The organism is Dellaglioa algida (genome assembly GCF_030127605.1).
Taxonomy (GTDB): Bacteria; Bacillota; Bacilli; order Lactobacillales; family Lactobacillaceae; genus Dellaglioa; species Dellaglioa algida.
The window spans coordinates 181602-205909 of sequence record NZ_JANXLE010000002.1; the positions used below are offsets into that span (position 1 = coordinate 181602).

Annotated in this window: 23 protein-coding genes and 1 tRNA gene; 6 read left to right on the forward strand and 18 right to left on the reverse strand. The window is 34.8% G+C overall.

Features of this window, described 5'->3' with window-relative positions; genetic code table 11:
- Positions 1 to 53 precede the first annotated feature (53 nt).
- Complete coding sequence (locus N0K73_RS02620; protein ID WP_112250009.1) at positions 54 to 1283, forward strand: tyrosine-type recombinase/integrase; 1230 nt, start codon at positions 54 to 56, stop codon at positions 1281 to 1283.
- 184 nt (positions 1284 to 1467) lie between these two features.
- On the opposite strand, the gene N0K73_RS02625 is transcribed toward N0K73_RS02620, so the two are convergent.
- The 9 genes from N0K73_RS02625 to N0K73_RS02665 all read right to left on the reverse strand — a co-directional run bounded on the left by N0K73_RS02625 (position 1468) and on the right by N0K73_RS02665 (position 9573).
- Positions 1468 to 1554 (reverse strand) — tRNA-Ser (locus tag N0K73_RS02625).
- A 51-nt stretch (positions 1555 to 1605) separates the two neighbouring features.
- Positions 1606 to 2469: a hypothetical protein gene (locus N0K73_RS02630; protein WP_112250016.1), complete on the reverse strand. Its 864-nt coding sequence runs from the start codon at positions 2467 to 2469 to the stop codon at positions 1606 to 1608.
- 118 nt (positions 2470 to 2587) lie between these two features.
- A complete protein-coding gene (locus N0K73_RS02635) occupies positions 2588 to 3106 on the reverse strand; it encodes an adenine phosphoribosyltransferase (protein WP_057973935.1) in 519 nt (172 codons plus the stop codon).
- Between the two features lie 15 nt (positions 3107 to 3121).
- Complete coding sequence (recJ, locus tag N0K73_RS02640; RefSeq protein ID WP_112250018.1) at positions 3122 to 5452, reverse strand: single-stranded-DNA-specific exonuclease RecJ; 2331 nt, start codon at positions 5450 to 5452, stop codon at positions 3122 to 3124.
- A 14-nt stretch (positions 5453 to 5466) separates the two neighbouring features.
- Positions 5467 to 5835, reverse strand: a complete 369-nt coding sequence (locus N0K73_RS02645; RefSeq protein WP_112250020.1) for a LapA family protein — start codon at positions 5833 to 5835, stop codon at positions 5467 to 5469.
- Between the two features lie 12 nt (positions 5836 to 5847).
- Entirely contained in the window at positions 5848 to 6657 is an 810-nt protein-coding gene (locus N0K73_RS02650; RefSeq protein ID WP_112250073.1) for an SDR family NAD(P)-dependent oxidoreductase, read from the reverse strand.
- Positions 6653 to 7600, reverse strand: coding sequence for a ribonuclease Z (gene rnz / locus N0K73_RS02655; RefSeq protein WP_057973932.1), 948 nt, complete (start codon positions 7598 to 7600; stop codon positions 6653 to 6655). The genes N0K73_RS02650 and rnz overlap by 5 nt, the downstream gene beginning before the upstream one ends.
- 19 nt (positions 7601 to 7619) lie before the next feature.
- Positions 7620 to 8906: a sensor histidine kinase gene (locus N0K73_RS02660; RefSeq protein WP_181647336.1), complete on the reverse strand. Its 1287-nt coding sequence runs from the start codon at positions 8904 to 8906 to the stop codon at positions 7620 to 7622.
- Entirely contained in the window at positions 8896 to 9573 is a 678-nt protein-coding gene (locus N0K73_RS02665) for a response regulator transcription factor (protein WP_112250024.1), read from the reverse strand. The genes N0K73_RS02660 and N0K73_RS02665 overlap by 11 nt, the downstream gene beginning before the upstream one ends.
- Positions 9574 to 9651: 78 nt before the next feature.
- Between N0K73_RS02665 and N0K73_RS02670 the strand changes: the two genes are divergently transcribed.
- Positions 9652 to 9936 (forward strand): hypothetical protein, encoded by a 285-nt coding sequence (locus N0K73_RS02670; protein ID WP_057973929.1) that lies wholly within the window; start codon positions 9652 to 9654, stop codon positions 9934 to 9936.
- 48 nt (positions 9937 to 9984) lie between these two features.
- Here N0K73_RS02670 and N0K73_RS02675 read toward each other — a convergent pair whose 3' ends face one another.
- On the reverse strand, positions 9985 to 11895 hold the full coding sequence (locus N0K73_RS02675) for an acyltransferase family protein (protein ID WP_284068604.1): 1911 nt from the start codon (positions 11893 to 11895) through the stop codon (positions 9985 to 9987).
- A 77-nt stretch (positions 11896 to 11972) separates the two neighbouring features.
- Positions 11973 to 13289 carry a GTPase ObgE gene (gene obgE / locus N0K73_RS02680; RefSeq protein WP_112250028.1) on the reverse strand — a complete coding sequence of 439 codons (1317 nt, stop codon included), beginning with the start codon at positions 13287 to 13289 and terminating at the stop codon, positions 11973 to 11975.
- Positions 13290 to 13482: 193 nt separating this feature from the next.
- Between obgE and N0K73_RS02685 the strand changes: the two genes are divergently transcribed.
- From N0K73_RS02685 to N0K73_RS02695, 3 genes are read left to right on the forward strand one after another with little or no spacing between them, the layout of a single operon-like run.
- Positions 13483 to 14238 (forward strand): DeoR/GlpR family DNA-binding transcription regulator, encoded by a 756-nt coding sequence (locus tag N0K73_RS02685; RefSeq protein ID WP_112250030.1) that lies wholly within the window; start codon positions 13483 to 13485, stop codon positions 14236 to 14238.
- Entirely contained in the window at positions 14235 to 15146 is a 912-nt protein-coding gene (gene pfkB / locus N0K73_RS02690) for a 1-phosphofructokinase (RefSeq protein ID WP_112250032.1), read from the forward strand. The genes N0K73_RS02685 and pfkB overlap by 4 nt, the downstream gene beginning before the upstream one ends.
- Before the next feature lie 23 nt (positions 15147 to 15169).
- On the forward strand, positions 15170 to 17098 hold the full coding sequence (locus tag N0K73_RS02695; RefSeq protein WP_112250034.1) for a PTS fructose transporter subunit IIABC: 1929 nt from the start codon (positions 15170 to 15172) through the stop codon (positions 17096 to 17098).
- Between the two features lie 113 nt (positions 17099 to 17211).
- Here N0K73_RS02695 and uvrC read toward each other — a convergent pair whose 3' ends face one another.
- The 3 genes from uvrC to N0K73_RS02710 all read right to left on the reverse strand — a co-directional run bounded on the left by uvrC (position 17212) and on the right by N0K73_RS02710 (position 21233).
- A complete protein-coding gene (uvrC, locus tag N0K73_RS02700) occupies positions 17212 to 18981 on the reverse strand; it encodes an excinuclease ABC subunit UvrC (protein WP_057973923.1) in 1770 nt (589 codons plus the stop codon).
- Between the two features lie 112 nt (positions 18982 to 19093).
- Positions 19094 to 19828 (reverse strand): amino acid ABC transporter ATP-binding protein, encoded by a 735-nt coding sequence (locus N0K73_RS02705; protein ID WP_057973922.1) that lies wholly within the window; start codon positions 19826 to 19828, stop codon positions 19094 to 19096.
- Positions 19821 to 21233, reverse strand: coding sequence for an ABC transporter substrate-binding protein/permease (locus tag N0K73_RS02710; protein WP_112250075.1), 1413 nt, complete (start codon positions 21231 to 21233; stop codon positions 19821 to 19823). The genes N0K73_RS02705 and N0K73_RS02710 overlap by 8 nt, the downstream gene beginning before the upstream one ends.
- Before the next feature lie 249 nt (positions 21234 to 21482).
- Here N0K73_RS02710 and N0K73_RS02715 point away from each other — a divergent pair, with 249 nt between their 5' ends.
- Positions 21483 to 21635, forward strand: coding sequence for an SPJ_0845 family protein (locus N0K73_RS02715; RefSeq protein WP_169787606.1), 153 nt, complete (start codon positions 21483 to 21485; stop codon positions 21633 to 21635).
- 35 nt (positions 21636 to 21670) lie between these two features.
- On the opposite strand, the gene N0K73_RS02720 is transcribed toward N0K73_RS02715, so the two are convergent.
- The 4 genes from N0K73_RS02720 to N0K73_RS02735 all read right to left on the reverse strand — a co-directional run bounded on the left by N0K73_RS02720 (position 21671) and on the right by N0K73_RS02735 (position 24232).
- Positions 21671 to 21964 carry a nucleoside triphosphate pyrophosphohydrolase family protein gene (locus N0K73_RS02720; protein ID WP_057973921.1) on the reverse strand — a complete coding sequence of 98 codons (294 nt, stop codon included), beginning with the start codon at positions 21962 to 21964 and terminating at the stop codon, positions 21671 to 21673.
- Complete coding sequence (yihA, locus tag N0K73_RS02725) at positions 21954 to 22559, reverse strand: ribosome biogenesis GTP-binding protein YihA/YsxC (protein ID WP_057973920.1); 606 nt, start codon at positions 22557 to 22559, stop codon at positions 21954 to 21956. Before yihA ends, N0K73_RS02720 begins: the two co-directional genes overlap by 11 nt.
- Positions 22560 to 22680: 121 nt before the next feature.
- The gene (locus tag N0K73_RS02730) at positions 22681 to 23112 is read right to left on the reverse strand and encodes a hypothetical protein (protein WP_146744975.1); all 432 of its coding nucleotides are present in this window, start codon (positions 23110 to 23112) and stop codon (positions 22681 to 22683) included.
- Between the two features lie 52 nt (positions 23113 to 23164).
- Entirely contained in the window at positions 23165 to 24232 is a 1068-nt protein-coding gene (locus tag N0K73_RS02735) for a WxLIP family cell surface protein (protein WP_112250038.1), read from the reverse strand.
- Between the last annotated feature and the right edge of the window lie 76 nt (positions 24233 to 24308).

Here is a 24308-nt window from a genome sequence, read left to right on the forward strand (position 1 = left end):
AGAACATACGTTTGCATTTATATCAAAATTAATAACGCTAAGGAGTGAGTAATTTGTTTGAATATAAAAAAAATTATGCAATTAAGGAATATACAACTAAAAAAGGAATTACTAAATATATGTTTCAAATCTATATTGGTATAAATCCTGAAACATCTAAGAAATCTACAACAACCCGTCGTGGATTTAAGACGCCTGCTCTAGCTAATGCAGAATATCGAAAAATTGAAGCCAGCGTGAGAAACGATTCCTTTGTATTTTCAACTGCTTATTCATCCCCATCACAATTAACATTTAATGATGTCTATTTGAGATGGTTTACAGAATCATACAGAAATACGGTCCAATCTAGCACAATTTATAAAACTAAACAGATGTTTGACGTTCATATACTACCAGCTATTGGCAATATGAAGATTAATGCCATTACATCTGACGTTCTCCAGCCTGTTGTTAACTCGTGGGCAAATAAATATACCAAGCTTAATATATTAAGTCGATATGCTAAACGAGTATTTGATTTTGCTTTTACTTTAAAATTAATTATTGAAAATCCTTTTGATCACATTATGTTTCCGAAACGACAAGTGACTAATCTCGTTAAGGATCAATCTAATAATTTTTTTAGTAGTCTTGAATTAGAAAAATTCACTCGTTACCTTCTTAACAATTCTAATAAAGATAATACAGGAAGCATCGATTTTACACATGCTACATTCTTATTAGTATTAGCGTACACAGGTATGCGTAAAGGTGAACTTCTTGCACTTGAATGGAACGATATTAATTTCGACGATAGTACGATTGATATTAAACGGACGTTAGCCATGGTTGAAGGTGGAAAATTAGCTGTACAACCTCCTAAATGGCTTTCTTACAGAATAATCGATTTAAATAATCTAATACTCAACTTATTAAAGACCTATCATGAATATTCTTCAGAATCTATACTTGTCTTTCCAAATGATAAAAATACTTGGCGTAACTTAAGTAAACCTAATACTTGGATAAAATCTGTTATTAATCAAGGTATTTCAGATTTTAATGCTACCTACATTCAAACAAATGATGATTACTACAAAATTTTTGTACATCAAATCACACCTCATGGATTACGTCATACTCATGCAACATGGCTATTTGAAAAAGACAGTACAATTACGCCTAAATCTGTTCAAGAACGCTTAGGTCACAAAAATATCAGTGTGACTCTAGATATATATACTCATGTTACTTCAATTCAAAAAGAAAAATTAAAATCCGCTTTAGACATTGATTTTTAGTATTATAAACTGACTAACCTTTATGACTAAAATTGACTAACCTAAAAAAAAATGACTGTCCTTTTTGACTTACCTTTGATAGCAAATATAGGAATGTATATGACATCGAAAAGAGCAAAAAAATAGCCGAACCACTGATTTAACAGTAATTCGGCGAACATGAGAAAACATGATATTTTAATTAAGGAGAGTACAGGATTTGAACCTGCGCGCGCCATTACAGCGTTCGCCGGATTTCGAGTCCGGTGCATTACCACTCTGCCAACTCTCCAAAATAACTTTATTTATTATATCAACTTTTTATTATAATTGCAAAATTCATTTAGTTATTATCAATACTAATTAAATTAGCAAGGAATATCCACGTGTAACTCGCACCAAATAACAAACTTAGCAGATGGATATACAAAATTATTGTTGGATACGATTGTACGTTTTGAATTGAATTAATCGGATCACCGAAAAAATCGCTCAATCCATAATATGAAATAGCAACCAGATGATCAACAACATGTGTGCTTGGTAGTTTTGAAACAAATTCAGTAACCTTTACTTCACCGCCTAAAACCCCTATCAGAGAAGTTCCCACGAGTAAACCTTCATAAAAAATATTTAGCGCAAACTCGGCAATGACTTGTATGGTATGTGCAAAATTATTTTTAACAATATATGAAAGTAATTTCAATAAATAAAATGAGCTAAACGTAATAATAATAATGCCTAATACAAACGCAGAGATAACAGTCCCCTCTGACAACGGCGTAATTAAATTCATGTAATTAATTAAATAAAAAATAAAAGTTGTAATAAGTAATAACAAATAAGATTCAATCTGCCAAATTTTTGTTTGTTTGGGAAATAATTTTAAATATGAAAAAAAGCTATAACAAAATAGTAACGATGCAATGGTAAATGTCATTAATCTCAAGATTAATAAAGACGGCCATAACATTAAGCCTAGAATCGTGCACATCAAGAAACTTAATGCATAGAAATATGATTTTTGTTCTTTTTCTTGAATGACCAAAAAGGTTAAAAAAGGATGCTGAAATCTATTTTGAAATGGAATTCTTGCGGTGGTAAATACATATTTTAAAAAATTAATTAGCCCTTTATCCCAAATAGTCAAGCCAATCATAGCTGACCAGATAATTAAAACAATTAAATAAAATGTTTGCGCAATCATTAAAATACTCCTTATGTATAAATATATGATTTAAATTTTATACGTCTACTACCTAAATTACAAGAGAATACATAAAAAGAGCGCTCCATATTGAAACGCTCTTTTTAAAATCATTAATTTAATAGTTCATTAAACTAAAAATATCATAATCTTCTATTTTATTACGGCCTTTTAAATCATCAAGTTCAATAAAGAATGCAGTTCCTACGACGATACCACCTAATTTTTCAACTAATTCAATTGTTGCCGCAATTGTACCACCAGTCGCCAGAAGGTCATCTGTAACTAAAACCCTTTGACCCGGTTTTACAGCATCTTTGTGCATGTATAGTGCAGACTCGCCATATTCTAATGCATACTTAGCCTCAACAGTCTCACGAGGTAATTTACCTTTTTTTCTTGCCGGTGCAAAGCCAACTCCCAAATCATAGGCAACTGGACATCCAACAATAAATCCTCGCGCTTCTGGTCCAACAATCATTTCAACATCTTTACTTTTAGCATACTCAACAATTTTGTTTGTTGCCTCACGATAAGCAGCACCATCGGCCATCAAAGGCGAAATGTCTCTAAAAATAACTCCTTTTTCCGGATAATCAGGAATTGCCGCTATATACTTTGTTAAATCTAATACCATTTAATAAACGCTCCTTTAATCTTCTATATTCATTTGACTAAGTATCCACTTTTTCATGTCATTTTCTTTTGAGTAAATTAACTTTTCTTCAGCCAACATTCGATTATTTCTCAATCCGTACTCAGTCGTTTCCTCAATACTCGTTTTATTTGCAACTTTTTGGCCCGTCATTAATCCATCTTTTATTTTAACAAACTCCATCTCTAAAAACACCTTAATCATGAATATTAATAAATTTTTCTTTATTTTTAAAAAGTCGGATAATACAATTAATTGATTATTAATATCGACATCTTTATGACTCACCACAAATTTATATAGATTTGCAAATTGTTCTCTTGTTGGCATACCGTCCAAATAAGCACTATCAGTTTTAAAAAATACAGCAATTACTTTATCAATGTCAGTTATGCGTAATATCGTGGATAATTGCTCTAAAGAACTTGGACAATCCACAAACACAATTGTTTTTTGTTTATCAAAATCGGTCACATTCTTAATTTGATTGGCTAGTTTAAAAATCTTTTTACTTGATGCGAATCGTTCCAGTTGTTCATAATGCTTTCGATTCCAAAATATATATATGCCTTCATTTCGAAATAAATCCTCGGTTACATGATCCGTCCGTGCATCGATAATTGTAGTACCTTCAGATTTAATATCCTGAATCATCAATTGTAGGCTTGTTTTATTCATCCAAACGTTCTTTTCAACTTCACCAATTATTTTAATTTTGTTTGAGGCATTTTGTAAATCTTCCACATATTTCCCGTTGGAAAATGAAATCCCACTGATTCTTTCTCTTTCACCAATAAGTTCAAATTTCAAATGATTTCCTGTCTTACCTATTGCCTTAACATTTTGCATCACTTTATAATCTATTTCAAAAACAGGTTTTTCATTGCCCATACCAAATGGTTTTAGTTTTTCAATATCTTTATAAAAATCTAACGTTAGTTGATCGATGTTTAAAACACTCGTAATTACTTTATCTGATTTGTTACCCAGCTGAAGGCCTTGCTCGTTTGCTTCATTTTCTAGTACGGCGCCAAACTGATCTAAGCTTTCAGTTGGAAGGGTCAACCCAACAGCCATGTGATGTCCACCAAAATGAGATGTTACCTCTTTATGCTTATTGATTGCGTTATACAAATGAAAATCCGAAACGCTTCGTCCAGAGCCTTTAGCTTGTCCTTTTTTTATATCTAAGTTCAAAACAATCGTTGGTTTACCGGTTGCTTCAACAACCCGGCTAGCAACAATACCCAAAACACCTTCATGCCAATCTTCTCCAAAAAGTACTAAAGTTTTTTTACTTTTATTACTCTCTAATTCAGCCTGATTCAAGGCCAATTCTGAAATATCTGATACTATTTTTTGTCGACGAACATTTTCAGATTGAACGAAATTTGCTAATTCCTGCGCACGTTCATCATCCAAACTAGTTAACAGTTCAACCCCAATATTTGCATCTCCCAATCTACCAACCGCATTTAATCTTGGTGAAATGCCAAATCCAATATCTTTTTCATCGACAGTTTCCTGACTCAACCCAGCAACTTCCATTAATGAAATTAATCCAGGCCTCAACGTTTGTTGTAAAACCTTCAGTCCAAAACTTACAAGTGCCCGATTCTCATCCGTTACTGAAACTAAATCTGCTATTGTTCCGATTGCTACTAGGTCCAACAACTCCTCGGATAATTCTCCTGTGAGCGCACTAGCAACCTTAAAAGCCACTCCAGCACCTGATAAATCTCCAAACGGATAGTTCCCACCTGGATAACGTGGATGGATAATCGCGTAAGCATTGGGTAAAGTTTCCGGCAACTCATGATGATCAGTTACGACAACATCCACACCTTGAGACTGAGCAAATTCAATTGCCTCGTTGCCCGATACGCCATTATCGACTGTGACAATCAGATTAGTCCCATTATCAATTAATTTTTGATATGCTGCAACGTTTGGTCCATATCCGTCAATAAAACGATTAGGTATATAGGTTTCCACATCGGCACCCATATCACTAAGTACCTCAAACATAATTGAAGTACTCGTGAGTCCATCGGCGTCATAATCACCGTAAATGGTTATTTTTTGATTTTCTACAATTGCTTGTCGAATACGTTCAATACCTCTACTCATGTCATTCATAAGCATTGGATCATGGATATTTTCTGCGCCTGCATTTAAAAAGTCAGTGATCGCTTTTTGAGACGTAAAACCGCGACTCCACAATAATGCAATCAACGAACGATCCAACTGAATGTTCTCGAATACCTCACTGGGAATGGTCTCGTCATCTTGATCTAATAATTTCCAATTATATTTTGCTTCAATCATTTTAACCCTCGACTTTATTTGTGATTCTTATTTTCTGCATTCAATGTTTTAATCTCATTTTGCAACAACTGAACTTCTTTTCTGTGTTTAGTTTTCATCTTTTCTGTTTCATCGGCCAATGTTTTATCAAAATTTTTGTTCCACTCAGCCACTTGCTGATTTAAATCCGTATTTTCCTTCTTTAATTTTAATGTTGCACTTGTTGTTAGAAGTCCTATCAATAACGCTCCTGCAAAAATCGAAAGTAGTAAAATAAGGATCATTGGCATTTTAATCTGAGTAACCCAAAAATTAATTGAAACTTCTTTTACGTTTAAAACTGAAAAAATTGCAATTATGATAACGATAAATAATGCAATAATCGTACGCCATTGCTTCTTCATAACTCCACCTCATTATTTTTTATTAAATACAGTCCCTGCCAATAAATCGCCCATTTTTGGGAATATTGTATATCCCAAATGAGCTATTTCCATATAATATGGTAAATTTATTTCACGCCTGTTTGTACTAATATTTTTTACAACAATTTGTGCAACATGACTAGGGTTCATTAACATAGACCCTATATTCTTTAAATATTCACCTTTTTTATCAGCAATTTTAAAGAAATTAGTATCAATTGGACCCGGATTAACGGTCATCACTTTGATACCCAGTGGTTTTAATTCTAATCTTAGGGCATTAGAATAGCCGAGAACGCCAAATTTCGTTGCGGAATATATTGCTGACTTAGGCGTTGCAATTTTACCAGCTACAGAAGCAATATTGACAATCACACCGCATTTTCTATTAGCCATATTTAGTGCCACATTTTGCGTCATATAGATTAATCCTAATAAATTTACTCTAACCATTTTTTCAGCAATGTTCATATCAAAAGTTAACGCATTTTCCATTAATCCGAATCCGGCATTATTAATAAGGACATCGATTGAACCGATAGAAGATTCAACGGTTTCAACCATCTGTTCTATTTGAACTGGATCAGATACATCACATTCCATCGCGTAGGCTAAACGACCGGATAGCCGTTGACATGTTTCTTTAACTTCCAATAATTTGTCCATTTGTCGAGCACAAACAACAACTATTGCACCTTTTCTGGCAACTTCATATGCCATTTCTTTACCTAATCCACTCGAACCACCGCTAATTAAAACAATCCTATTTCGTAAGTCTTTCAATTCTTTATATTGACTAATCATTGACTTCTTCCTTTTGCGAAAACGGTACATTGATCACATCAAAATCTCTGACGACCGTTGTATTTTTAAAAACGTTCCTTGCTTCGTTTTGTAAATTAATTGCCATTTTGCCGACATATCTAGCTGATATGTGCGTTAATAATAGCATTTTTACATTTGATTTTTTAGCAATTTCGGCTGCTTGTGCACTTGTTGTATGATAATAATTTCTAGCCATTCTTGATTCAGATTTTTCAAATGTACTTTCATGAACTAGCACATCCGCATTTTCCGCTAAAGTATAACTATTTTTCGTTTTTCTTGTATCACCCAATATGGTGACAATGCGACCTTTTTTAGTTTTACCCAAAAAATCATTTCCATCTAATTTTGTACCATCTTCTAATTGGACTGTCTTACCTGACTTTAATTCTCCATAGATTGGACCCGACGGAACATTTAATTCTTTAAGCTTATCTATCTGCAATTCGCCCGCGTAATCATGTTCAATAATTCGATAACCAACGCTTAAAATTCGATGATCTAAATAATCAAAATATACTTTAAATGTGCTATCCTCAAAGATTAATCCCGGTTTATCCAGTTCCACGAATTTAATTGTATATGACAATTTAGTTTCGGATACTTGTAAGCTTGTTTTAACGAAGTTTTTGATTCCTTTGGGTCCAAAGATCGTTAATGGGCCATTACCACCCTGAAAAGACCGGCTACTCAAAAGACCGGGTAGTCCAAAAATATGATCACCATGTAAATGGGTAATAAATATTTTTTCGATTTTCCGAGGTTTTATTGTTGTTTGTAGTATTTGATGTTGCGTTGCTTCACCAGCATCAAATAACCATACGCTATTACGTTCATCAAGTAGCTTTAACGCGATACTAGTGACATTTCTATTCTTTGCAGGTGCGCCTGCGCCCGTTCCTAAAAACTCTAATTCCATATCGTTGACCTATCCTTAATTATTCATTTAATTTCACTGGTAGTACAACTTCAAAAATAACACCTTTTGGCATTTTATTTCTAACTTCTATCTTACCTTTATGTTCGTCAACAATCCATTTAGCAATTGATAATCCTAACCCATTACCACCCGTTTTTCGATTTCGAGATTTTTCTTCTCTATAAAAACGTTGGAAAATTATCTTTTTATGCGCATCACTAATATTTTCGCCGTCATTAATCACCTGAATAACCAGTTGTTTAGTTGTCTCTACTACGATAAATGATATTTCATTTCCTGCGACTGTGTACTTTAAAGCATTATCAAGCAATATCACAATTAATTGATGAATCCTGTCCTCATCTATATGAATATATTTACTCGAAACACTAATTTGAAAACTAAATTGCTTGTCCTGACTCAGAGCAATGTCGGCATAAGGTTTAACTATATCCTCAAAGTAGGTTTTAGCGGGGACCCGCTTGAAGTGAAACACACTGGTATGTGAATCCGAATTCGCTAATAACAGTAAATCCTTCGTTAAATTATTTAAACGCCGAATTTCGCTCAACGAAGTTGCGATTGATTCACTTTCATCAATGATTTTAGCATTCGGTTTTGTTAGCAAATACTCTAATTTATTTTGTATTATTGTTAAAGGCGTTCTCAGTTCATGTGCCGCATTATCGACAAACTCTCTTTGCTTGTTCCAAGCATTTATTGTCGGTTTGATACTAATTGACGATAAAATAAAACTTAGTGCAATTGATAGCATACCAAAAATAAGTAAGGAAACTAATAAAATATTTCTGAAACTGGTTAATGAATTTTGATTAATTTCAATATTTTCAATGATTTGAATATACTGTGCCTCATGCCATTTTGACACAGCTGAATCCGGAACTCTCATTAGGTAAGATCTAAACGTGGGACCATTTTTTTGTTTAATTGTTTTGAATTTATTTAAATCAGATTTTACAAATGGTATTTTGCTAAACACTGGGTATCTTGTTCCCATTGCGTTTTTATTCGTTATTTTTCCATCTTTTGACCACAATATTTGATAAACTTTAAAATCAGGTGCTTGTTTCAATAATGGACTATCATCAAAATTAGAAATGACATCATATTTAGAATATTTTATTCTTTTAATCTGTTTCTTCATTGATGTATCGACGTTAACAGTTAAAGCATCATTAAATGAATGATAAACGATTGATCCAAGCGTTACGAAGATGATACTAAAGCTAAAAAGGTACACAAGAAATAATTTTATTCGTGTATTCCTGCTTGCTTTATTTTTCATCAGATTCAACCAAATAACCAACATTTCGAATTGTTCGAATCATTTTTTCATACCCAATTATTTTTAATTTTTTTCTTATATTGCTCATATATACTTCTACGACCGTAATACTTGTGTCAGATGTAAATCCCCAAACACGATCAAATATTTGTTCTTTCGTTAGGATAGTATTCTTATTTTCTAACAAATACGTTAAAAATTCATACTCTTTTCCCGGTAAGTTTATTGATTGATCACCAGAAATAATTGTTCTATTATCTGATAAGATCATATCCTTATATTTCAACTCGCTATCCATCTCAAATTTCATCGTTCGCTTTAGTAACGCTTTTATTCGCATCTGTAGCTCATTTAAATTAAATGGTTTGGCTAAATAGTCATCCGCACCTAAATTAAAGCCATCAATTTTATCATGCACACTATCCTTCGCGGATAAAATTAAAACCGCAGTATCGATTTTGTATTCTCTAATCTTTTTTAGCACGTTAAATCCCGAAATTTTTGGAAGCATTAAATCCAAGATAATAATATCGTAAATATTTTGAGATGCTTTAAATAGGCCTTCCTCACCATCAAAGGCCTGTTCTAACGTCATAATTTTGGTTGTTGCTTCAACAATATTGGCAGAGATAATTGTATCATCTTCAATAATTAATCCTCTTGGCATTTCGTCCTCAATCCTTTCTTTTGCATTCAATAAAATGCATAATAACTATATAAACTCATTAAAGGTTGGTTAAATAATATGCGAATGATTGATTTAGAGTTAGCGACTGGTGATTTAAATAAAAATTTAAAATTATATTACGCCACTAATAGTATATTTTACCCTATTTCAGGGGTAATTAGTATATCAGACTATTTTATTTTACAAGCAAGTCCCGCTAAAAATGTTTTATCTCTCAATGATTTACTCCAGATATCGAATTCAGACAATCGTCAAAAAAATCTCTTTATTAAATCGATTGATGAAGAAAAACATTTAATTTTAGGATATAGAATAGATCAAAATAAAATTTTTCTGAATTAGAAGTAAAATACCGTTAAACCAATATTGATGGTTTAACGGTATTTACTTTTACATATTTTTAATTAATTCCCGCGCAATATAAGTTGCATAGTACTTTGAACCATCTGGATCAGGATGAACATTATCATCATAGAACCAGTCTGTATTATTTTTACTATATGCGTGCCAATCAATTATATGAAGATTTGAATATTTTTTCTTTTGCGATTCTAACATACTATTAACGGGACCTTCCCAACGTCTTGTTGGGACATGCACGTTAATCCAGTAGACTTGTCTCTTAGATCCAATTGCATCCATGACCTCATCAAATTGCTCAGTTGTAAATGGACTATTAGTCCCTAAACCGACAAGTACATTATCCTGCAGTTTACCTTGAGCATCAAGCGCCTTAATGTCATCGGCGGCATTATATACCTGACGTCCAACCTTTGCGTCCACGTACATATGAGGCAAAGCGTCTTGTAATAAGTCTGTCCCATCCGCTAACACGGAATCACCAATTGCCGTTGCATACACATTTGACGCTTTTTGCGCCTCAGCTTTTGTCAACGCCGTTGGGTTTTGCTTTTCAACAGGTACCTTTGACTCCTTCTTACCACTTGACGCTTTTTTACTTGAATCCGTCTTTTTAGACTCAGAAGAACTTGCCTTTTTCAGAGCTGTTGCATTTTTCTTTTCAGCCGTCTTAGCATTCTTACTAATGTTAGCCTGCAAGTCATTTGAACCGGTAGCAGTAGCTTGAGGAACAACTACCATTCCAAACGCAGCAATTCCGATGACTACTAGTCCCGTAATAACAGTGACCTTTTGACGACTATTTTTTGCACCGCCCGTAAAGGCCGCCTTAATAGCTTTAAAGGTTTGTTTATAGTCAAATCGTTGTAAAGGTCTTTCCAAGAAACGATATGATAAATCACTCACTATTAAGATCATAGCAATTTCAATTAATGCATTTCTCCACGGATGCGATCCAATACTTTGAATTTTTGATTCGTAGAATACCATTATTGGGAATTGATACAAATAAATACCGTAACTTCTCTTACCAATCCAAGTAAAAAGCGGATTAGTCATCAGTTTATTCATATCAGCCCCGGGATGGGCAACAGTTGCAACAAAAATCATAACTAAGACTGAGAAGAAAAACATTCCTCCACGATAAACGAGTGAACTTTGATCAGACATAGTAAAGAACACTAGAATTATTGCTGCAAGCGAGGAGACTCCCAACGCATCCAATACAATTCGACCTTTATTTGATATTTCTTTTTTCAAAGCACTACTTGGCCAAATAAATGAAAGCGCCGAACCAAGTAGAATTGAAAACATTCTTGTATCCGTACCGTAGTAAACACGACTCGGATCTGAACCCGTTTTATATAAAAACGCCATAAGTAATGCAGAAATGAACGCTAGTATAAAAATAAGATTAAAAATACGTTGTTTTTGTTTTAGAAAAACGACTAGTAAAGCCACAATAATTGGCCAGAAAAGGTAATACTGGCCTTCAATTGAAAGTGACCAAAGATGTGTAAAAGGAGACGGAGTTCCAAAATGATCAAAATACGATTCTTTATGAAGGACCTGAAACCAATTGTAAACATATAATAAATTTGAGGCGAATATCTCTTTAATATTTGTTAACAGCTCTTTTTGAAAAAGTGTTATGTAGGCAATCGTTGTAACCAACATTGCCAATAACGCCGGATAAAGTCGTCGAACCCGTCGTACGTAAAATCCAAGAACGTCAATTTTATTATTTTGCTGCCACTCTTGATTAAGCAAATCAGTAATTAAGTAACCAGATACTACGAAAAATATTGGGACACCTAAGTAACCACCTTGTAAACTTGATGGCACAAGATGATAAAGGATAACCCCAATAACAGCCAATGTTCTTACACCATCAAAACCAGTAATATATCTGGCATTTTTTAATCGTTTTTTCTTTTCCATCCTGTTCCGTTCTCCTCTTACCTTAATCTACTGGTAAATATTTTATCAATTATTTAAATATATACATTAATCCAAAATTATTCAACAAATTCGAATGAGAATTTATCAATTCTCACAATATCCCCACTTTTGGCACCACGTTCACGCAAGGCATCGTCGACCCCCATACCTCGAAGTTGACGTGCAAAACGCATCAAGCTCTCTTCTCGATCCATATTCGTCATTTGATACAAACGTTCTAATTTTTCTCCAGAAAGCACCCAAGTCAAATCTTCATCCCTATTAATGACAAAATCAGGCGCAGATTTTTCTTGTTCTTTTTCAAAGTCATAGATTTTTTGTTGTGCTTCTTGTTCCTTCATATTTAATGTTGGGAACATTGGCGTTTCTTCTAACAGATCACCAGCAACGTTCATTAAAGTCTGAAGTCCCTCACGCGTTATAGAAGATGTTGAAAAGACGCGTGGCGTTTCTTCAACAGTAGAATCTTCAGCCAATTGTTTTTTAAACGTTTCCAATTGTTCAGCGGCCCCAGGCACATCCATCTTACTTGCAACGATCAATTGAGGACGTTCAAGTAGTTCAGGATCATAATTTTCTAATTCTTTATTAATTTTAAGATAGTCATCAAATGGGTCGCGACCTTCTTCAGGGTTCATATCAACCAAATGAAGAATAACACGAGTTCGTTCAATATGACGTAGGAATTGAATTCCCAATCCAACACCAACAGAAGCTCCCTCAATCAAACCGGGTAAATCAGCGATAACAAAATCACGATTATTATCTAAACGAACCATCCCTAAATTAGGTGATAGTGTCGTAAAGTGATAGTCCGCAATTTTTGGTTTTGCACTTGTCACAACTGAAAGAAGCGTTGACTTACCAACAGATGGGAATCCAACTAAACCAACATCAGCTAATACTTTTAATTCTAACTGAATTTTACGTTCAACTCCTGGTTCACCATTTTCAGAAATTTCTGGTGCCGGATTCTTTGGACTGGCAAATCTAATATTACCACGTCCTCCACGTCCACCCTTAGCAACTACAGCATAATCGCCTTTATGAACAAGATCAGCAATAACTGCTCCAGTTTCGGCATCTTTAATTGTTGTTCCTTCTGGCACTTGAACTCTTTTGTCGGGTGCACCATGTCCATGCATCCCTTTAATCATTCCTTTTTCACCAGATTCAGCTCTAAAATGTTTACTGTATCTGAAATCCATTAAAGTTCTTAATCCTTCATCCACTTCAAATACGATGCTACCACCACGGCCACCATCGCCGCCGGCTGGTCCTCCCATGGGTACATATTTTTCTCGACGAAATGCGACCATTCCGTCGCCACCTTTACCTGCTTTTACTTCAATTGTAACTTGATCTATAAACATAGAATCACCTTTTCTTTCCGTTAACTACTAACTTACTATTTTAAAGAAGATAAGGTCATTTGTCCATGTATTTACTTAACTCTTTTCAAAATTCAAGCCAATTTCTCATACTAATTTTTTTTCATCCTTTTTGACCGATTTTGATTGCTTTTGAACGTTTTTGATGTTATTTTATTTATAAGGGGTTGAGAAAGTGCTTACAATTGAAAGATATAAATTTATTAAATCTGAAATCGACAAATATGGTTACGTTAAAGTCCAAGATATCTGTCATGAATTAAACATCTCAGAATCAACGGTCAGACGTGATTTACAACAACTAGAAGCTGACGGCGAGTTACTTCGAGTTCATGGTGGCGCGCAAAGTATTCAACTATTAAAAGTTGAAGAAAATTTAGAAGAAAAATCATCTCTCAATATGTTAAATAAAACTGCCGTTGCAAAAGTTGCTTCTGAACTTATTCAACCAGATAACGTTATTTTTCTTGACGCCGGTAGTACAACATTTGCAATGATTCCATATCTAAAGACAGTCAAAAATCTAACTGTAGTTACAAATGGTGTCAATCATGCACTTGCATTAGCAGAACATAATATCAAGACAATTGTCATTGGCGGTCAAGTGAAAGCAAATACAAAAGCCATCGTTGGTGCCGAAAGTATTAAAACCATCAATAATCTTCAATTTGACTTAGTGTTCCTTGGCATGAATTCAATTAATCTTGATTTTGGGTTCAGCACTCCCGATCCTGAAGAAGCTGCCATTAAACTGGCCGCAATCAATCAGAGTAAACAAACTTACGTCTTAGCCGACCAATCAAAATTCAATCAAGTTTCATTTGTAAAAGTTGCCGATCTTAATCGTGCAACAATTATTACCGATAAATTGGCAACAGACGATTTTAAGAATTATAAAACAAAGACAAAAATTCAGGAGGTTCAACAATGATTTACACAGTTACAATCAACCCTTCCATCGATTACATCGTCCAGTTAAATAAATTAACGCTTGGAGAAGTTAACCGAATGGATTATGATACAAAATTACCCGGTGGTAAAGGCATTAATGTGTCGCGAATTTTAAATGAATTAAATCAACCCAATAAAGCGCTTGGTTTTATCGGCGGATTTACGGGAGAATTTATTGATTCAGCGCTAAAAGCTAATCATATCGATACGCAATTCACCCAGATAAAAGCCGATTCTAGAATTAACATTAAGATTAAGTCCAAACAAGAGACTGAAATAAATGGTCGAGGTCCTCAAATTTCAAGCGAAGAACTCGAACAATTTAATAATCAATTTAACCTACTAACCTCAGCTGATACAGTTATTTTAGCCGGCAGTTTAGTACCGAGTTTATCACAAGATTTTTATTATGAATTAATTAAAGTTATCCGCTCTAAAGGAGCACAATTTGTTATCGATACAACCGGTGAAGCATTACTAAAAACAATTGGTGAAAAACCACTTGTTGTTAAGCCAAATCATCATGAATTGGCCGAATTATTTGATGCAACGTTAGATAACATCAGCGACATTGTAAAATACGGACAAAAATTATTAGTTTTAGGCGCACAACATGTCCTAATTTCAATGGCCGGTGACGGTGGGTTATTAATTACAAAAAATGCCGTATACCAAAGCAATGCACCAAAAGGCACCGTTATTAATTCTGTCGGTGCCGGTGATTCAATGATTGCCGGATTTACAGGTATATTTGCAAATACAGGTGACCCCGTTGAAAGTTTCAAATACGGTCTCGCTTGCGGCTCAGCGACCGCCTTTTCTGAAGATCTCGCAACTATTGAAAAAATTAATGAAATTTTACCGCAAATTAAAATAAAAAAAATTTAATTATATAAAAGGAGTTTTACATTATGGACTTAAATGAATTATTACTTAAAGATGTCATGATTATGGATCTGCAAGCAACAACCAAAACCGAAGCCATTGATGAAATGGTTCACAAATACTTTGAAGCTGGCGTAATTGACGATGAGGATCTTTACAAACAAGATATCTTAAAACGTGAAGCGCAATCAACAACTGGTATTGGTGAAGGTATTGCCATGCCACATGCCAAAAATAAAGCTGTTAAACGCGCCACCGTTTTATTTGCTAAAAGTAAAATGGGTCTTGATTATGACTCACTTGACGGTCAACCTACGTTCTTATTCTTTATGATTGCTGCTCCTGAAGGTGCAAATGACGCTCATTTACAAGCTTTGGCTGCCCTATCTAGTTTATTAATAAACCCCGACTTGGTTTCTAAACTAAAAACGGTTACTACTCCCGACGAAGTACAGTCTGCATTTACTGCAGCCGAAAATGAAAAAGAAGCTAAAGAAATTGCTTCAAGACTTGCAGCTAAAAATAACGATGCAAAACCATCAGGTAATCCATATATTGTTGCCGTAACCGCCTGCCCCACTGGTATTGCACATACCTATATGGCTGAAGCTGCTCTTATCAAGCAAGCCGAAGAAATGGGCGTAGACATCAAAGTTGAAACAAATGGTTCAGAAGGTATTAAGCACCGTTTAACGGATGAAGAAATCCAACGCGCATCTGGCGTTATCGTTGCGGCTGATAAAAAAGTTGCTATGGATCGTTTTAATGGTAAACCTTTAATTAACCGTCCCGTAACTGACGGTATTAAAAAACCTGAAGAACTAATTAACAGCGCAGTAAGCGGAAAAGCACCCATTTATCACGCTAAAGGAATGGATGCTGCCGAAACCGATGAAGAAACTTCTGGTAGCGTTTGGAATGAAATTTACAAAAACTTAATGAACGGTGTCTCACATATGTTGCCATTCGTTGTTGGTGGCGGTATCCTAATGGCCCTTTCATTCATTGTTGAACAATATGTTCCTGGTGGTTCACAATCACAAACTTTTATCTTCTTAAATGGAATTGGTAACTATGCTTTTGCATTCTTGGTACCTATCCTAGCCGGATTTATTGCTATGAGTATCGGTGATCGTCCTGCCCTCATGCCCGGTATTGTCGGTGGTTACATGGCTAACTTTGCGGCTGCCAATGTTATCAAAACGGAATCCGTTTCTGGATTTCTAGGTGGCTTAGCCGCCGGGTTCATTGCTGGTTACGTTATTGTAGGTCTTAAAAAACTCTTTAAGAACCTACCTAAATCATTAGATGGTATGAAACCAATTTTAATTTACCCTATTTTATCGTTACTAATTGTTGGCGCAATTATGTTCTTCATGGTTAATCCCGTTTTTGCACAAATTAATCATGTCTTATCTGATTTCTTAACACATATGGGAACAGCTAATGCAGTATTAATTGGTACTATTCTTGCCGCAATGATGGCCATCGATATGGGTGGTCCATTTAACAAGGCTGCTTATACCTTCTCAATTGGTGTCTTCACTTCTACTGGTGATGGTAAAATGATGGCTGCCGTTATGGTCGGTGGTATGATTCCACCTCTTGCCATCGCTATCGCTTCTACATTCTGGAAAAACAAATTTTCTGAAGATGAGAGAAAAGCTGGATTATCTAACTATATTCTGGGTATTTCATTTATCACCGAAGGTGCAATTCCTTACGCAGCAGCAGATCCATTACACGTTATTACGTCAAGTGTCATTGGTGCCGCAATTGGTGGTGGATTAAGTCAGTTCTGGAATGTCTCTGTTCCTGCTCCTCATGGTGGCCTTTGGGTCATTGCACTAGCAACTAACAAAACGTTCTATCTGTTATCTGTTTTAATTGGTGCCGCAGTCGCCGGAATTATTTTAGGTATCTGGCGTCCAGTTGCAAAAGAAAATAAAAAATAATATGTTAACTTTTAAGAGTCATTAGGATTATTCCTGATGGCTCTTCTTTTTCACCGTAAATAAAAAGCCTAATGGCTATCAAAGATTCTGATAAACATTAGGCCTCATTAATTTTATAGCGACAGTTTGATTGTTTGCGCAACCGTTTTAGAAATACCTAGTCCCTGCAATTCTTCCATAGAAGCTTCCTTGATATGTTTCATAGAACCAAATTCTTTCAAAAGTTTGGTTTTAGTCTTAGGCCCAACTCCTTGAATCGAATCTAGTCGAGAACTTAACGAGTGCTTTGAATGAACTTGACGATGGAATGTAATTGCGAATCGATGGACCTCGTCTTGAATCCGCTGCAAAAGGTAAAAACCTTCACTTTTTGGATCCAATGATAATCTTTGATCCGTATCACCAAACATTAAATCAGACGTTTTATGCTGGTCATTTTTAACCATCCCCGCCACTGGAATCATTAAATTTAATTCATTCACTAAAATATCTTTTGCGGCTTCAATTTGAATTTCGGCACCATCCATTAAAATTAAATCTGGCATAGGTTTTCCCTCTTTCAAAAGACGCGTGTAACGTCGGCGAATAACTTCGCGCGTACTTGCTGCTTCATCCGCATGATCAACCGTATTAAGCTTATATTTACGATACTCACTCTTCTCGGGCTTACCATCAATAAAGCTAACCATCGCCGACACTAAATCAGCACCTTGTATATGAGAATGATCAAAGGATTCAATTCGATGACCTTCAGGAATACCCATGGCATCTGTAATTTCTTTCATGGCACCAACCGTTTTACGCCCATCTAATTCCAGAAGTCTGAATTTTTCTTCAAGTACCAATCGCGCATTCTTTTTTGCTAACTTTAAGAGCTCACTCTTTTGCCCACGTTGTGGTGTTCGAATCGGAACTTGTAAAATATCAGATAAGACATCTGTGTCAATTCCCGCAGGAACCAATATTTCTTTTGGTAACACATTATTTTTCCGATTATAAAACTGAAGAATAAATGTTGCCATCTCTTCTTCTGGGGTTGTCACAATTGGAAAGAGTCTTTTTTCCCGTTTCATTAATCGAGCTTGTCTAATAAAGAATACCTGAATCGATAACCACCCTTTATCTAAATAAAAATTAAATAAATCCCGCGGTGTATTATCATTCGAAATAATTTTTTGCTTTTCAACAGTCACTTCGATGAAATGAATTTGGTCACGTAATTCTGCGGCCCGCTCAAAAGATAAATCGTCCGCCGCATGAACCATTTCTTTTTTTAATCTTTGCTTGGCAACCGTCACATTCCCATTCAAGAAGGATTTAATTTTTTTAATTTGAGCCTCATATTTTTCATGCGGCACTTCTTTAAAACAAGGACCCAGACATTGGCCCATATGGTAATATAGACAAGGACGCTTCTGGAACCCATTACATCTGCGCAAAGGATAAACCTTTTGTAAAAACTGTAGCGTTTCTTGAGCCGCATAGACATTCGGATAAGGTCCAAAATAAAATCCACCATCCTTATTAACTTGACTAACGATTTGCATCATCGGATCTTTTTCGTTAGTAATTTTAATATAAGGATAGCCCGTACCCTTTTTCAATTTTATATTGTAATAAGGTTGATGTTTCTGAATCAAGGTAATCTCTAGCAGAAACGCTTCTTTATCCGTCGACGTAATAATCGTTTCGAAATCAACAATTTGAGAAACTAATTTAGCCGTTTTCCCTTCATGGGCACTCTTAAAATAAGAGCGTACACGATTCTTTAAATTCTTTGCTTTCCCTACGTAGATAATCTGACTATTTAAATTTTTCATAATATAACATCCGGGTAAGGCCGGTAACAATGCTAATTTATTTTCAATATGCTCTGAAGCCAATCAACACACCTTCTTTACGTTAATAGATAATACTTAAATTATACCCCGAACAGTTGTTTGAATAAAGAAAATAGATTCCAAGTAAACTTAACGTCTACTTGGAATCTATTTTTTATAATATTTTTGATAAAAAATCTTGTGCACGTTCTGACGTTGGATGGTCAAAAACATCTTCTGGACGTCCTTTTTCCTGAATATACCCTTGATCCATAAACCAAATTTGATCCGCTACTTCTCTAGCAAAACCCATTTCATGTGTGACAACAACCATCGTCATTCCATCGCTGGCTAATGTTTTCATGACTTTTAGGACTTCTCCGACCATTTCCGGATCCAATGCCGATGTTGGTTCATCAAAAAGTAAGACCTCTGGATCCATTGCTAATGCCCTAGCAATCGCAACTCGTTGTTTCTGGCCACCCGATAAACTCTCTGGATATTGAACCGCCTTATCTGCTAATCCAACTTTTTCTAGTAGATTAGATGCGATTTTATCAGCCTCTGTATCCGACATATTTTTAACTTTGATTGGGGCCAATTTTATATTTTCAATAACATTCATATTAGGGAATAAGTTAAAACCCTGAAAAACCATACCCATTTTTTCTCTCAATTGATTTAAATCTTTTTCATTCAAACTTGTTAAATCTTTACCTTCAAAAAGTACATTCCCAGATGTTGGCACTTCAAGTAGATTTAAACACCGTAAAAAGGTACTTTTTCCAGATCCAGACGGACCGATAACACATATAACCTGTCCTTTATCGACAGACTCAGAAATATCTTTTAAGACTTCGTTCTTTCCAAAAACCTTCATTAATTTATTAACTTCTATAATTTTAGACATGCTTCATCTTCCCTTCGAAGTAATTTAACAATTTAGATAAACTGAACGTTAGAACAAAATAGAGTACCATTGCAACAAAGATAGGTGCAATTCCCTTATAAGTTGCCGATTGAACCATCTTCATTTGGTAGATTAAATCCGTAACCCCAATAATTGAAACAATTGAACTTTCTTTAATTAATGTGATAAATTCATTTCCCAATGCTGGCCAAATATTTTTAAGCGCCTGCGGAATAATAACCGATTTGTAGGTCTCCTTTTGTGAAAGCCCCAGACTTCTTGCGGCTTCCATTTGTCCATCATCAATTGAGCCAATTCCTGAACGGATCACTTCCGCGATATATGCGCCGGAATTAAGTGATACTGCAATTATCCCCGCGAGTAGCGCTGGAACGTTCACAATCATTCCAATACCAAAGTACACGAACATCACTTGAATCATTAACGGCGTACCACGAACAAATTCAATATATGAAACGGCAATCACTTTGATAATTTTATTTTTTCCTAAACGCATAAGTGCAAGTAACGTTCCCAGTATTACACCAACAACGACTGAAATTGCTGTAATAAGTAATGTATACCCAATTCCTTTTGCAAAATATTTCCAATAATGAATCATTGTATTATCAGCTGTATTTTTAGTTAAATAATTACTTGCTTCGGGTAAATATGTTTTATTAATTAAATCTTTATCTTTAATTTCTTTAATCGATTTATTTGCGGCCGCCACGAGTGTGTCTGATTTTTTTGCAAATCCAACGGCTGCGCCCCTTGCGTCGGCTGCAGAAACGAATCCTGGATCAACTACTGCTAATGAACTATCATTTTGCGCATATGCTTTTGCCGTTGGTTCTTCCATTGCGACCCCTGTTACTTTGCCACTTTTAAGTGCCAATATTAAATCTGTAACTTTAGCTAATCCTTTAATATCTACATTATTAATTTGTTCTTTACTCATTGAATACTGAAGTGAACCAGTTTGTGCTCCAACTGACAGTCCTGAAAAGTCGTTTAATTTTTTATATTTATCTTTGTCCGCTTTATTGACTAACATCATTTGTTTGCCGTTATAATAAACATCTGAAAAATCAATACTCTTCTTTCGATCATCTGATGGGTTCATACCAGAAATCACCATGTCAATTTTATGAGTTTCAAGACCCACAAGTAATGAATCAAAATCCATCTTTTTAATGACTAATTTAACGCCAATATCTTTAGCTATTTTTCTCGCTATTGAAATATCAAACCCAACAATTTTGTCATTACCGTTAACCGTTGTCTGAAATTCGTATGGCGGGTAATCAGGACTTGTTCCAAGTACTAATGTCCCTTTATCTTTAACATCTTTTAATGAAGTGTCTGATGCAGCATTTACATGACCAACGTTAATCAACAACATTAATAATGCGATTAATATACCTGTGACCCATTTCTTATTTATTTGCACAATTTTACTCCCCTTTTTTAACTCTCTTATTAGTGAATAAATTGATTATAGGCTTTAAAGATTTTTTATGCAATTAAATACATTAAAAAGTTCTTTTTATACATTATTTTATTAATAAAAACGCTTTTTATGCAATGTTCGATTATCTTGTATTCATTTTATGAAACTGTTATTCTATATTTACATAAGGAGGCTACATTTATGAGCTTAAAAATCCAGCGCCAAGATAATTTAGAAAGTTTATTCGACAAATTTGCCATTGATCCTAAAAATCCTGCCAAAGTTGAACTTAAACCTTCAGAAACAGAAAAAAAACCTGACTCTGACACAAAGGAATCAAAACTAAAAAAATAAAAAAATCTGATAAGCATAATGCTTATCAGATTTTTTTATTTTTTGAATCCATCAGGATATCGTTTATTTAATTTTAAAATGTTATCTTTCGCGACATCATCAAATTCAATATCTGCCCATTCGGCAATTTGGGATAGGTACCAAAGCACATCGCCCATTTCTTTAGTCAATTTTGTCTTATCTAACTCTCTGCCTTTAAAAGTGTAGTCCTTAATTAGATCAACCAATTGTCCACCTTCAGCTGCAACACCTAAAGCACAATTAGTTAGAACCTGTTCAGTCCCGTATAAGGTACGATTTGCGGCTTCTTGATATTCATTAAATTCCATTTTTTTCTCCTAATCCCGCATGTTTTTCAATCCATTGCCAGATTTCTTCTTTTCCGGACTTATCTTGTGCCGAGAATAATACAAAATCATCCTCAGGAGTCAAAGATAATGAACGGCGGATAATACTCTCATGCTGGTTCCATTTACCACGAGAAATCTTATCACTTTTCGTCGCAACAACCAATACAGGAATATCATAATAATGAAGAAAATCGACCATTTGAACATCTAGTTTAGTCGGCTCATGACGAGCATCAACCAACGAAATAACGCCTCTCAACGTCGTTCGTTCGGCCAGGTACGTTTCAATCATTTGTCCCCACTTCGCGCGTTCCGTTTTTGATACTTTTGCGTACCCATATCCTGGGACATCTACAAAAAATAGTTCTTGTTCCACGTTATAAAAGTTTAATGTTTGCGTTTTTCCAGGTTGACTAGAAGTTCTCGCATAACTTTTACGATTAATTAACGTATTTATTAATGATGATTTACCAACATTTGAACGACCCGATAATGCAATCTCAGGAATACCGTCCGTTGGATACTGTGCTGGTGCAACGGCACTCATAACTAACTCAACATTATGAACATCCATATTAAACACCTTCCTTTCAATACTCAAACTATTTTACCATATAAAAATGCGTTCATGTAACTTAATCTAAATCAAAAAAACATTACAACATCGAGTAGACTACCTAAATGTTGTAATGTTTTTATTTTACTGCGGCCATTTGAATAATCCAGACCATTTGTATTTCAGAATGTGTTACAACCCGCGTTGTCAAAATTTGAAATAAAGTGTGAGGCCAATAAAATAAATATTCTCCACTGCTATCTTTCGCATTCGTCAACAGATTAATTGAATCTCCAGAAATCAGATTACCATCGGTCTCTGGTATATTGTTTAATCCGGCCTGCAACTCTGGTCGTACCACGTTAACCCGAACAATCCCATTTGATCTATATTTTAACCTACCTCTTAGCTGCCACGATGGCGTTAATCCGTCAGTCGCAACAATTTGTAGATACGGTGACTTCACGTTATCGCCATCAGAGTAAGCTTGATATCCTGATCCATCTTTTTTAACATGCGAGTTAACCGCATCAGGTATTGTTTCATACCCATACAAAATATCCGCAGACACGCTCTTGGTCGCCGCAAACATATTAAACAAAATAAATAAAAATATTAAGTACTTACTTATCAGCTTTTTTCTTATCAACATATCTCTTAATAAGGAAAAAGATTAATACAAATAAGATTGCAAGACCAAGACCTAATGCAACATACCATAATGGATTCATTGGTTTTTTTGGATCAGCGATGGCCTCTTTATTATATTTGCTAGCATCGTCATTCGTGATTGTAAAGTTCTTATTAAAATTCCAAGTGTTTTTACCACTCGTTGCCACGGCTTTTAACGTATAGTCACCAGATTCTAATTGTCCCTTATCATAGAGCATTGGGAACTTAAAGTTCGAATTAGGTGCCATCGACAGGTTTTTTAACGTTGTTTCTTGTAAGACCGTTGATGAACCCTTTTTCATAATTTGCGATTTAATCGTTAATTTAGGAATAATTACAGCCGTATCATTTTGGAATACGGGGAACACACCTTTACGATAGTTTCGCATACCAGCTTTAACTGATAATAAATTCATATTCGGCTCAACAGTTTTCTTTTCTAAAATCTTAATACCAATCGCATATGAGTACGCATTTGATATTGAAATCCCTTTTTTATTACTTGATGCTTTAGCCGAATCATCAACCTTTTCAAAGTACCAACTACCTAATAGAACACCATCAAAGCTATCTTTTGGCATGGTAATTGTGGCCTTAACAATTTTGCTTCCTTTAGCAGGAACCGTTACTACGCTTCCTGAATCCATCTTAGTTAATGATGCTAAAGGATATTTCATTGATTTATCAATATCCTTTTTTTCTAACTTTTTCGTGTATTCAAGTTGCCCATTATCATTAGTTGAAGCAGTGTAAACAGCATTTCTAATTTTTAATGCCTTATCTGAAGAATTAAAAATTTTAACAGAAATTGTTTCTTCCGCCTTAGCGTCTAACTGCATATCAAAATACGATTGCTTCAGACTTTCTTTAACTTGTTTATCAGATTGAATACTCTGTACACTGTAGCCAATATTATTTGCGGGAGCTGCAGCTTCAACTGACTTATTAAATAAGCCAAGTCCACCTAGTAATGCCCCAGAAAACCCAAATAAAAGCGCTTTTTTTAATGTTTTATTCATGACGTCCACCCTTTATTATTTATTAAAATTATTAACCTTAAATTCATTATACTACATTTAGATTAAGAGCCATTAT

Excerpts from the sequence above, each read along its gene's own strand:
- N0K73_RS02630 (WP_112250016.1), bottom strand. The coding sequence starts at position 2,469 with ATGATTGCGCAAACATTTTATTTAATTGTTTTAATTATCTGGTCAGCT.
- N0K73_RS02635 (WP_057973935.1), bottom strand. The coding sequence starts at position 3,106 with ATGGTATTAGATTTAACAAAGTATATAGCGGCAATTCCTGATTATCCG.
- recJ (WP_112250018.1), bottom strand. The coding sequence starts at position 5,452 with ATGATTGAAGCAAAATATAATTGGAAATTATTAGATCAAGATGACGAG.
- N0K73_RS02645 (WP_112250020.1), bottom strand. The coding sequence starts at position 5,835 with ATGAAGAAGCAATGGCGTACGATTATTGCATTATTTATCGTTATCATA.
- rnz (WP_057973932.1), bottom strand. The coding sequence starts at position 7,600 with ATGGAATTAGAGTTTTTAGGAACGGGCGCAGGCGCACCTGCAAAGAAT.
- N0K73_RS02660 (WP_181647336.1), bottom strand. The coding sequence starts at position 8,906 with ATGAAAAATAAAGCAAGCAGGAATACACGAATAAAATTATTTCTTGTG.
- N0K73_RS02665 (WP_112250024.1), bottom strand. The coding sequence starts at position 9,573 with ATGCCAAGAGGATTAATTATTGAAGATGATACAATTATCTCTGCCAAT.
- N0K73_RS02670 (WP_057973929.1), top strand. The coding sequence starts at position 9,652 with ATGCGAATGATTGATTTAGAGTTAGCGACTGGTGATTTAAATAAAAAT.
- N0K73_RS02675 (WP_284068604.1), bottom strand. The coding sequence starts at position 11,895 with ATGGAAAAGAAAAAACGATTAAAAAATGCCAGATATATTACTGGTTTT.
- obgE (WP_112250028.1), bottom strand. The coding sequence starts at position 13,289 with ATGTTTATAGATCAAGTTACAATTGAAGTAAAAGCAGGTAAAGGTGGC.
- pfkB (WP_112250032.1), top strand. The coding sequence starts at position 14,235 with ATGATTTACACAGTTACAATCAACCCTTCCATCGATTACATCGTCCAG.
- N0K73_RS02695 (WP_112250034.1), top strand. The coding sequence starts at position 15,170 with ATGGACTTAAATGAATTATTACTTAAAGATGTCATGATTATGGATCTG.
- N0K73_RS02705 (WP_057973922.1), bottom strand. The coding sequence starts at position 19,828 with ATGTCTAAAATTATAGAAGTTAATAAATTAATGAAGGTTTTTGGAAAG.
- N0K73_RS02710 (WP_112250075.1), bottom strand. The coding sequence starts at position 21,233 with ATGTTGTTGATTAACGTTGGTCATGTAAATGCTGCATCAGACACTTCA.
- N0K73_RS02715 (WP_169787606.1), top strand. The coding sequence starts at position 21,483 with ATGAGCTTAAAAATCCAGCGCCAAGATAATTTAGAAAGTTTATTCGAC.
- N0K73_RS02720 (WP_057973921.1), bottom strand. The coding sequence starts at position 21,964 with ATGGAATTTAATGAATATCAAGAAGCCGCAAATCGTACCTTATACGGG.
- yihA (WP_057973920.1), bottom strand. The coding sequence starts at position 22,559 with ATGGATGTTCATAATGTTGAGTTAGTTATGAGTGCCGTTGCACCAGCA.
- N0K73_RS02735 (WP_112250038.1), bottom strand. The coding sequence starts at position 24,232 with ATGAATAAAACATTAAAAAAAGCGCTTTTATTTGGGTTTTCTGGGGCA.